The sequence below is a fragment of the Streptomyces sp. SID1328 genome (genome assembly GCF_009865595.1).
Lineage (GTDB): Bacteria > Actinomycetota > Actinomycetes > Streptomycetales > Streptomycetaceae > Streptomyces > Streptomyces griseoluteus.
This window is the reverse complement of sequence record NZ_WWKH01000198.1, coordinates 1-9,630: the sequence shown is the minus strand read 5'-3', so window position 1 is coordinate 9,630 and position 9,630 is coordinate 1. Positions and strand designations below refer to the sequence as shown.

Sequence of the window (9,630 nt, the reverse complement as noted above, 5' to 3'; positions counted from 1 at the left end):
GCGCAGTTGCGGCGCCACGGCGGGCAGGTCGTCGCCCTGGCCCGCCGGGGAGGCCGCTTCGGAGGCGTTCATATCTCCATTGAGCCCCATTTTTGCCTGTGGGGCAATTTTTTTGCCTCAGAGGCAAAAGGGGCCGGGGGCCCCGGCGAAAAGCCTCAGCGACCGGCGACCGCCTGCTTGATCAGCGTCCGCCCGAAGTCCCACATCAGCCCGCCGCCGCTGTGCGCGTCGTCCATGACCGCGGTGAAGGCGTCCACGAACCGCTCCACGTCCGCATCGTCGATCACCAGCGGCGGAATCAGCTTGATCACCTCCAGGTGGTCGCCGGAGACCTGGGTGAGAATCCGGTGCCGCTGGAGCAGCGGGACGACGACCATCTGCGCGAACAGCCCCTTGCGAGCGGCCTGGAGCATGGTCCAGCGGCCGCGCAGCTTCAGCGAGTCGGGGCGGCCGAACTCGATGCCGATCATCAGCCCCCGCCCGCGCACGTCGGCCAGCAGCTCGTACGTGCCGATGAGCGCGGCGAGCCGGGACTTCAGCAGCTCGCCCGTGGCCCGCGCCCGGGCGACGATCTGCTCGTCCTCCATCACGGAGAGCACCGCGAGCCCCGCCGCCATGGCCTGGGCGTTGGAGCCGAAGCTCGCGGAGTGCACCAGGACCCGGTCCATGGACGAGTAGACCTTCTTGAAGATCCAGTCCTTGCCGAGCGTGGCGCTGACCGGCACATAGCCGCCGGAGAGCGCCTTGGCGACGCACACCAGGTCGGGCTCGACGCCGTCCTCGTGCTGGTAGGCGTAGAAGTCGCCGGTGCGGCCGAGCCCGGTCTGCACCTCGTCGGCGATGAGCAGCGCCTTGTGCCGGTGCAACAGCTCCTGTGCGGCGCGGAGATAGCCGGCCGGGCTCTCGTGCACGCCCTTGCCCTGGATGGGCTCGACGATGAGGGCGGCGACATCGCCCTTCTTCAGCTCCCGTGCGAGGGCGTCGAGATCACCGAGGGGCACGGGGGTGTCGGGGAGCAGCGGGGCGAAACCGTCGCGGAAGCCGTTCTCGCCGTTGACCGACAGCGAGCCGGTGGTGAGGCCGTGGAAGGCGTGGTCGCAGTAGAGGACGCGGGGGCGGCCGGTGGCGAAGCGGGCGAACTTCAGCGCGGTCTCGACGGCCTCGGTGCCGCTGTTGCCGAAGAACACCCGGTCCAGGTGCGGGCTGTGGGCCAGCAGACGTTCGGCGAGCAGGCCGGGCAGCGGCTGGCAGTCGAAGCGGGTCAGGTCGGCGAGATTCAGGTCGAGCACGTCGTGCAGGGCCTTGCGGACCACCGGGTGGTGGCGGCCGAGGCCCATCACGCCGAATCCGGCGAGCATGTCGAGATAGTCGTTGCCCTCAGCGTCCCAGAAGTGGGCGCCCTCGGCACGCTCGTACACCTTGTCGAAGCCGATGGTGTGCAGCATGCGCGGAAGCTGGGGGTTGAGATGGCGCGTGTGCAGGTCGTAGCGCTCCGCCCCGCGCGCGGCGAGGAGGGCTTCGAGGTCGAACTCCGTGCTCATTCAGCTCTCCTGGTTCTGCCGTGCGCCGACGTCCTTGACGGCGAGGCTCGCGCTGATCCGCCCGGCGATCTCCACCGGCGTGAGACCGATGTCGGCCAGCACCTCGCTCCGTTTGGCGTGCGCGAGGAACTGGTCCGGGATGCCGAACCGCCGTACGGGCACATCCACGTCGGCGTCCCCGAGGGCCAGCGCCACGGCCGAACCAACGCCCGCTGCCCGGCTGTTGTCCTCGACGACGGCCACCAGCCGGTGTCCGGCGGCGAGTCCGGGCAGTGCGGGGTCGACGGGCTTGACCCAACGCGGGTCCACCACCGTGCAGTTGATCCCCCGCGCCCCGAGCAGTGAGGCGACCTGGAGGCAGACCGGCGCCATCACACCGACGGCGACGAGGAGTACGTCCGGCTCGTCGTCCCGGTGGAGCACGTCCATGCCGCCGATGTGACCCAGGGCCGGAATCTCGGGGCCGACGGACTCCTTGGGGAAGCGGACCAGGGTGGGCGCGTCGTCCACGGCGACCGCCTCGCGCAACTGGGCGCGGAGCTGGGCCGCGTCACGCGGGGCGGCGATCCTGAGGCCGGGGGCGACCTGGAGGATGGACATGTCCCACATGCCGTTGTGCGAGGCGCCGTCGACGCCGGTGACCCCGGCGCGGTCCAGCACGAAGGTCACCCCGCAGCGGTGCAGGGCCACGTCCATCAGCAGTTGGTCGAAGGCGCGGTTGAGGAAGGTCGCGTAGACGGCGACGACCGGGTGCACTCCCCCGGTGGCCAGGCCCGCCGCGGAGACGGCCGCGTGCTGCTCGGCGATCCCGACGTCCCAGACCCGGTCGGGGAACCGCGCGGCGAACGGACCGAGGCCGACCGGGTGCAGCATGGCCGCCGTGATGGCGACGACGTCCTCGCGCTCCTCCCCGATCCGGACGATCTCCTGGCCGAACACCGAGGTCCACGAGGTCCCGCCGATGGGAGTGAGCGGAGCGCAGGTCAGCGGGTCCATCACCCCCACGGTGTGGAAGTGGTCCTCCTCGTGCGCCAGGGCGGGCGGATACCCGCGCCCCTTCTCGGTGAGACAGTGCACCAGCACCGGCCCGTGGAACCGCTTGGCCCGGCGCAGCGCGGACTCGACGGCGCCGATGTCGTGGCCGTCAATGGGGCCCACGTACTTCAGCCCCAGGTCCTCGAACATGCCCTGCGGGGCGAAGGCGTCCTTGAACCCCTTCTTGGCGCCGTGCGCGGCCTCGTACAGCAGCTCGCCGACGACCGGGGTGCGCTGGAGCGCCTCCTTGCCCCAGGCGAGGACCTGCTCGTAGCCGTCGGTGGTGCGCAGCGTGGCGAGGTGGTTGGCGAGGCCGCCGATCGTGGGCGCGTACGAGCGCTCGTTGTCGTTGACGACGATGATCAGCGGGCGGTCCTTGGCGGCCGCGATGTTGTTGAGCGCCTCCCAGGCCATGCCGCCGGTCAGCGCGCCGTCCCCGATGACCGCGACGACGTGCCCGCGCTCCCCGAGCACCTGGCGTGCCTTGGCGAGGCCGTCGGCCCAGCCGAGGGAGCTGGAGGCGTGGCTGTTCTCGACGATGTCGTGCTCGGACTCCTCGCGCGAGGGGTAGCCGGACAGGCCCCCCTTGCCGCGCAGCTTGGAAAAGTCCTGACGGCCCGTCAGCAGCTTGTGCACATAGCTCTGGTGCCCGGTGTCCCACACGATGCGGTCGACCGGTGACTCGAAGACCCGGTGCAGGGCGATGGTCAGTTCCACCACGCCCAGGTTGGGGCCGAGGTGCCCCCCGGTCCTCGACACCGCCTCCACCAGGAACTCGCGCACCTCGGCGGACAGTTCGTTCAAGTCGTCGTGCGCCAGCGCCTTCAGGTCGCGTGGTCCCCGGATGCTCTCCAGAATCGTCATGCCGGCCCCCTCTCGGTCCGTGCCGTGCTCCGCCTCAACTCACCTGATCCGCGGCGCCGTTCTCCTCGGCCAGCCGCATGGCCTCCTCGATGAGGGTCTCCACGATCTTCGACTCCGGGACGGTCTTGATGACCTCGCCCTTCACGAAGATCTGGCCCTTGCCGTTGCCCGAGGCCACGCCGAGGTCCGCCTCACGAGCCTCACCGGGGCCGTTCACCACGCAGCCCATGACCGCCACCCGCAGCGGGACCTCCATCCCGGTCAGGCCCGCGGTCACTTCCTCGGCCAGCTTGTAGACATCGACCTGGGCGCGGCCGCAGGACGGGCAGGAGACGATCTCCAGGCCGCGCTGCTTGAGGTTCAGCGACTCCAGGATCTGCAGACCCACCTTGACCTCCTCCGCCGGCGGCGCCGACAGGGAGACGCGGATGGTGTCGCCGATGCCCTCGGAGAGCAGGGCACCGAAGGCGACCGCGGACTTGATCGTGCCCTGGAACGCCGGGCCCGCCTCCGTCACGCCGAGGTGGAGCGGGTAGTCGCACTGCGCGGCGAGCTGGCGGTACGCCTCGATCATCACGACCGGGTCGTTGTGCTTCACCGAGATCTTGATGTCCCGGAAGTCGTGCTCCTCGAACAGCGACGCCTCCCAGAGAGCCGACTCGACCAGCGCCTCGGGGGTGGCCTTGCCGTACTTCTGGAGCAGGCGGCGGTCGAGCGAGCCCGCGTTGACGCCGATGCGGATCGGGGTGCCGTGGTCCTTGGCCGCCTTGGCGATCTCACGGACCTTGTCGTCGAACTGCTTGATGTTGCCAGGGTTCACCCGCACCGCGGCACAGCCCGCCTCGATCGCGGCGAACACGTACTTCGGCTGGAAGTGAATGTCCGCGATCACCGGGATCTGCGACTTCCGCGCGATCGTCGCCAGCGCGTCCGCGTCGTCCTGCGTCGGACACGCCACCCGCACGATCTGACACCCCGACGCCGTCAGCTCCGCGATCTGCTGCAACGTCGACCCGATGTCCGAGGTACGGGTCGTCGTCATCGACTGCACCGACACGGGCGCCCCGCCCCCGACCGCCACCGGCCCCACCTGGATCTGCCGCGACACCCTGCGGGTGGCGACAGGGCGGGCCGGTACCTCGGGGACGCCCAGGGAGACGGCGCTCACGATCTCACTCCCGGTTTCCGGAGATGGTCTCGCGCATGGCCCGCAGCGACTCCTTCAGGGAGCCCATGGTGGCGAGGACGGCGGTGGGCTCGTAGCCGCAGTGCGCCATGCAGTTGGCGCAGCGCGGGTCCTTGCCCCGGCCGTACTTGTCCCAGTCGGTGTCCTCGACCAGCTCCCGGTAGGTCGGCACGTAGCCGTCGCTCATCAGGTAGCAGGGGCGCTGCCAGCCGAACAGGGAGTAGTTCGGGATGGCCCAGGCGGTGCAGGGGAAGTCGACCTTGCCCTCGAGGAAGTCCAGGAACAGCGGGGAGTGGTTGAGCCGCCACCGCCTGCGGTTGCCCCCGGAGAACGCCTTCCTGAACAGCTCGCGGGTCTGCTCGACGCCGAGGAAGTGCTCCTGGTCGGGCGCCTTCTCGTAGGCGTAGGCGGGCGAGATCATCATCTCGTCCACCTCCAGGTCGTCGTTGAGGAAGTTCAGGACCTCGACGACGGTCTGCGGGGTGTCGGTGTTGAAGAAGGTCGAGTTGGTGGTGACCCGGAAGCCGCGCTGCTTGGCCTCCTTGATCGCCGCCACCGCCTCGTCGAACACACCCTCCTTGGCGACGGACTCGTCGTGCCGCTCGCGCAGCCCGTCGATGTGCACCGCGAAGGCGAAGTACGGGGACGGGGTGAACTTGTCCATCTTCTTCCGCAGCAGCATGGCGTTGGTGCACAGGAAGACGTATTTGCGCCTGGCGACGAGCTGGCGCACGATCTCGTCGATCTGCGGGTGCATCAGCGGCTCGCCGCCCGCGATGGACACCATCGGCGCACCGGACTCCAGCACCGCGCCCACCGCCTGGGCGACCGGCATCCGCTGCTTGAGCACGCCGGCCGGGTGCTGGATCTTCCCGCAGCCCTCGCACTTGAGATTGCAGGCGAACAGCGGTTCCAGCTCGACGATCAGCGGGAACTTGTCCCGCTTGCGGAGCTTCTGTTCGGCCAGGTATGTAGCGACCTTGATGGACTGACGCAACGGCATGGCCATCTGGCTCACCTCCGGGGGAGCGGCAAGGAACGGTGCCATTCGAAAAACGCGGGAAGGACGGAACGGAGAACACGGAAGGCCGATATTCCACCGCGTACCGTTCCGATCCGGACAAGTTCATGTTCAGGAGCGTCCACGACCACCCGTACGGCCGCAACCGGGCGGTCGCCCGTGCCGACGGCGGTGCGCAGGGTGGCCGCCGATTCCATGTCGACCGCGATCGCGCCGGTCGCCAGCAGAGCGGAGCGCTCCGGGCCCCGGACCACGTGGTCGGAGCCGGTCAGGGGGCCGGTGTGGACGGTGCGGCCGGGGACGGCGCGCCTCAGCTCCTTCACCAGCAGGTCGGTGCCCACGCAGGGGACGGCCCCCCGCGGGTCACGGGTCTCCTCGGCGACCACCAGGTCGCCGGGGTGCATGCCCGGTGCCAGCCCGGCACAGAAGCCGGTGGCCAGCACGGCGGTGCCGCCCGTCTCCGGACCGGCGAGCCGCTCGGCGACGGACCGCTCCGCCGCCCTGGGGCCCATACCGGTGCGCAGGACGGTGAACCGCCCCCCGGCCCCGCCCCGGTCGCCGGTGCGCAGGGCGAACCGCTCGATGCCGAGCGCGCAGACGATCAGCAGCGGTGCCGGGGCGGGCCGGGATCTCATTCAGCTCCCTCCGGCCGTGGCGCGGACGCCTCTGCGGGCGGCCAGGGGCGCCTTGTCGAAGGGGTCGCCGTGCAGGTACCGGCCGAGCGCGGTGAGCGGGAACACCTGCCGGTAGAGGTGGTAGTTGATGGAGAAGTCCCAGGGGAAGCCGGTGCCGGTGAAGTACGGCTCGTCCCAGGAGCCGTCGTCCCGCTGGGTGTCGGCCAGCCACCGCACTCCGCGCTCGACGGCCTCGGAGTCCCGCTCCCCCGCCGCGAGCAGCGCCATCAGAGCCCAGGCGGTCTGGGAGGCGGTGGAGGCACCCCGGCCGCTCCATTCCCTGGCGTACTTGTACGAGCGCAGGTCCTCGCCCCAGCCGCCGTCGTCGTTCTGCGCCTGCTGGAGCCAGTGCACCGCGCGGCGGATCGCCGGATGGGAGGCGGGGAGTCCGGCCGCGGTCAGGGCGGGCACCACCGAGCCGGTGCCGTACACGTAGTTGACACCCCAGCGGCCGAACCAGGAGCCGTCCGCCTCCTGTTCGGCGAGCAGCCAGGCGATGCCGCGCCGGGTGCGCGGATCGTGGGCGAGCCCCTCGGCCGCCATCATCTCCACGACGTGCGCGGTGACATCGGCGGACGGCGGGTCGATGACCTCGCCGAAGTCGCAGAACGGCAGCCGGTTGGGGAACGGGCTGGTGTTGTCGACGTCGAAGGCGCCCCAGGCGCCGTTCTTCGACTGCATCCCGAAGTTCCAGCGCACTGCCCGCGCGATCGCCCCGTCCACCCGCTCGGGCTGGGGGTGGCTGACCCGGCGCAGGGCGAGGGCGACCTCGGCGGTGTCGTCGATGTCGGGGTAGTTGTCGTTGTGGAACTCGAACGCCCAGCCACCCGGCGGGAGTCCGGGACGCTTGACGGACCAGTCGCCGGGCCGGCGGATCTCCTCGGCCAGCATCCAGTCGGCCGCCTTGAGCAACTTGGGGTGATCGGCGGGGACTCCGGCGTCGGCCAGCGCGATGACGGCGAGGCAGGTGTCCCACACCGGGGACTGACACGCCTCGATCATCCGGGAGCCGTCCTCGCGCCAGACGGCGAACCGGTCCAGCGACTCCAGCCCGGCCCGCATCACCGGGTGCCTGAGGTCGTAGCCCATCAGGTGCAGCGCGATGACCGAGTAGACGGCCGGCGGCTGGATGCCGCCCCAGCAGCCGTCGTTCTCCTGACGTTCGACGATCCAGCGGGCGGCGGCGTTCATCGCGGCCCGGCGCACCCGGCGCGGTACGGCCTTGCGCAGCCGGTGCACCACCCGGTCGAGCCGTTCGAAGGCGCCGTCCCAACTGGCCAGCGGAGCAAAGGGCTTGGGCGGGTTGGGGTTGGCCGGGTCGGTGTGCAGCTCGTCGAGCGGGAAGGGCGCGGGGCGGACCGGGCGCTTGGCCGAGACGATGGTGAGCGGCACGATGGTCTGCCGGGCCCAGCAGCCGAAGTCGTAGATGTTGAGCGGCAGCCAGGTGGGGAACCAGATGAGTTCCGGGGGGAGTTCGGGCAGGTCCTCCCACTTCCACCAGCCGAACAGGGCGAGCCAGATCCGGGTGAAGACACGGGCGGAGGCGATGCCGCCCCGCTCGCGTACCCAGGCCGAGGCACGCGCCATGTGCGGGGCGTCCGGGGCGTCCCCGGCCAGCCTCAGGGCGACGTACGCCTCGACGGTGGCGGACAGGTCGCCGGGGCCGCCGTAGAAGGTGGCCCAGGCGCCGTCCTCGCGCTGCGCGCCCCGGATGAACTGGGCGGTGGCGCGGGTGGTCGCCGCGTCGAGGATGCCGAGGAACTGGCGCAGCAGAAGGTCCTCGGCGTCCATGGTGACGTTGGTCTCCAGGTCGCCCTTCCACCAGCCCTCGGGGTCCTGCCGGGCCAGCAGGAACTCGGTGGCGCGCGCGGCGGCGCGTTCGGCGGCCTCGGGTACCCCGGCCGCCAGGGGGTCGGTGCTGTCGGTGTCGCTGGCCGCGGCAGCGCGGGGCGGGATGGTGGCCCCGGTGCTTCCGTCGGTCGTCGCTGTCATGGCTTCCCCTTTGTGCAGTCGTTCGAGTCGTGCTGCTGTGGGTCCGCCGTCGGCCGGTGTGCCGCTGATCGCGTCGCACCGGCCGGCGACTACGCGAGGGTTATTCGGCCGATAGTGATCATCTCTTCCTGACGACGACGAAGTCGGCGAGCGCCGTGAAGGCGTCCCGCACCCGGTCGGGCATGTCGACGGCGTGCAGGGCCTCGATGGCGACGGTGTGCTGGCGCCGCGCCTCGTCCGCCGTCCACTCGCGGCCGCCCGCCTCCTCGATGAGGGCGGCGCGGGCCGCGAACTCCTCCTCGGAGAAGGCGGCGAAGTCGCTGCTCTTGGCGTCGGCGGCGAGGATCTCGCCGAGCCGCTCGGAGGCGGGGCCCCCGGCGGCCAGGGCCGCCACCACGGGCAGGGACTTCTTGCGCTGGCGCAGATCGCTCCAGGTCTGCTTGCCGGTGGACTCCGGGTCGCCCCAGATCCCGAGGAGGTCGTCGACGGCCTGGAAGGCCAGGCCGAGGTGGTAGCCGTAGCGCTCCAGCGCGTCGGCCGTGCGGTCGTCGGCGCCGCCGAGGACCGCGCCGATGGAGGAGGCGCAGGCCAGCAGGGCGCCGGTCTTGTTGCCCTCCATCTCCAGGCACTCCTCGACGCTGACGCGGTCGCGGTGCTCGTAGGAGATGTCCTGGGCCTGGCCGTCGATCAGCGCGCGGGTGGCGGCGGTCAGCCGGCGGGTGGCGCGGCCGGCCTCCACGGTGCCCAGCTCCAGCAGGACCTCGTTGCCGAGGGCGAACAGGGCGTCCCCCACCAGGATGGCCTGGGCGGGGCCGTGCACCTTCCAGACGGTGTCGCGGTGGCGGCGCTGCTCGTCGCCGTCCATAAGGTCGTCGTGCAGCAGGGAGAAGTTGTGCACCAGCTCGACGGCGACCGCGCCGGGCACGCCCACCTCGGGGGCGGCGCCGGTGACCTCGGCGGAGAGCACGGCGAGGGCGGGACGCACGGCCTTGCCGCCGTCACCGGCGGCCGGGTTCCCGGCGGCGTCGATCCAGCCGAAGTGGTAGGCGGCGACGGTGTCCATCGGGGGCGCCAGCCGGTCGACGGCGGCGCGCAGCACCGGGGTGGCCAGGGTCCGGCCGCGCTCCAGCAGTGCGGTCACGTCCACGGCGTCGGCGGCTGTCGAGGCCGGGGGCGGCACAGTGGGCACAGTCTCTCCTCTTGTTGCGGTACCGGGGGTGCGGGGCCCCTCCGGGCTGTGCTGATCGAGCATCAGGCCGCCTCCTCGAACTGGAAGAGGCGGCGGGGACGGGGCCGGCCCAGGGCGCTCAGCGCGGC

The 9,630-nt window shown here is 71.2% G+C and carries 7 protein-coding genes; all 7 read right to left on the bottom strand.

Features of this window, described 5'->3' with window-relative positions:
- Window positions 1–155: 155 nt before the first annotated feature.
- Window positions 156–1,541 carry an aspartate aminotransferase family protein gene (locus GT030_RS05815; protein ID WP_161200151.1) on the bottom strand — a complete coding sequence of 462 codons (1,386 nt, stop codon included), beginning with the start codon at window positions 1,539–1,541 and terminating at the stop codon, window positions 156–158.
- On the bottom strand, window positions 1,542–3,440 hold the full coding sequence (gene dxs, locus GT030_RS05810) for a 1-deoxy-D-xylulose-5-phosphate synthase (RefSeq protein ID WP_161200150.1): 1,899 nt from the start codon (window positions 3,438–3,440) through the stop codon (window positions 1,542–1,544).
- Between the two features lie 34 nt (window positions 3,441–3,474).
- Complete coding sequence (ispG, locus tag GT030_RS05805; protein ID WP_161200149.1) at window positions 3,475–4,608, bottom strand: flavodoxin-dependent (E)-4-hydroxy-3-methylbut-2-enyl-diphosphate synthase; 1,134 nt, start codon at window positions 4,606–4,608, stop codon at window positions 3,475–3,477.
- A gap of 4 nt (window positions 4,609–4,612) precedes the next feature.
- Window positions 4,613–5,635 carry an adenosyl-hopene transferase HpnH gene (hpnH, locus tag GT030_RS05800; protein ID WP_161200148.1) on the bottom strand — a complete coding sequence of 341 codons (1,023 nt, stop codon included), beginning with the start codon at window positions 5,633–5,635 and terminating at the stop codon, window positions 4,613–4,615.
- 5 nt (window positions 5,636–5,640) lie between these two features.
- Entirely contained in the window at window positions 5,641–6,282 is a 642-nt protein-coding gene (locus tag GT030_RS05795; protein WP_161200147.1) for a 1-hydroxy-2-methyl-2-butenyl 4-diphosphate reductase, read from the bottom strand.
- On the bottom strand, window positions 6,283–8,313 hold the full coding sequence (gene shc, locus GT030_RS05790; protein WP_161200146.1) for a squalene--hopene cyclase: 2,031 nt from the start codon (window positions 8,311–8,313) through the stop codon (window positions 6,283–6,285).
- 118 nt (window positions 8,314–8,431) lie between these two features.
- On the bottom strand, window positions 8,432–9,565 hold the full coding sequence (locus tag GT030_RS05785; RefSeq protein ID WP_135786009.1) for a polyprenyl synthetase family protein: 1,134 nt from the start codon (window positions 9,563–9,565) through the stop codon (window positions 8,432–8,434).
- Window positions 9,566–9,630 lie beyond the last annotated feature (65 nt).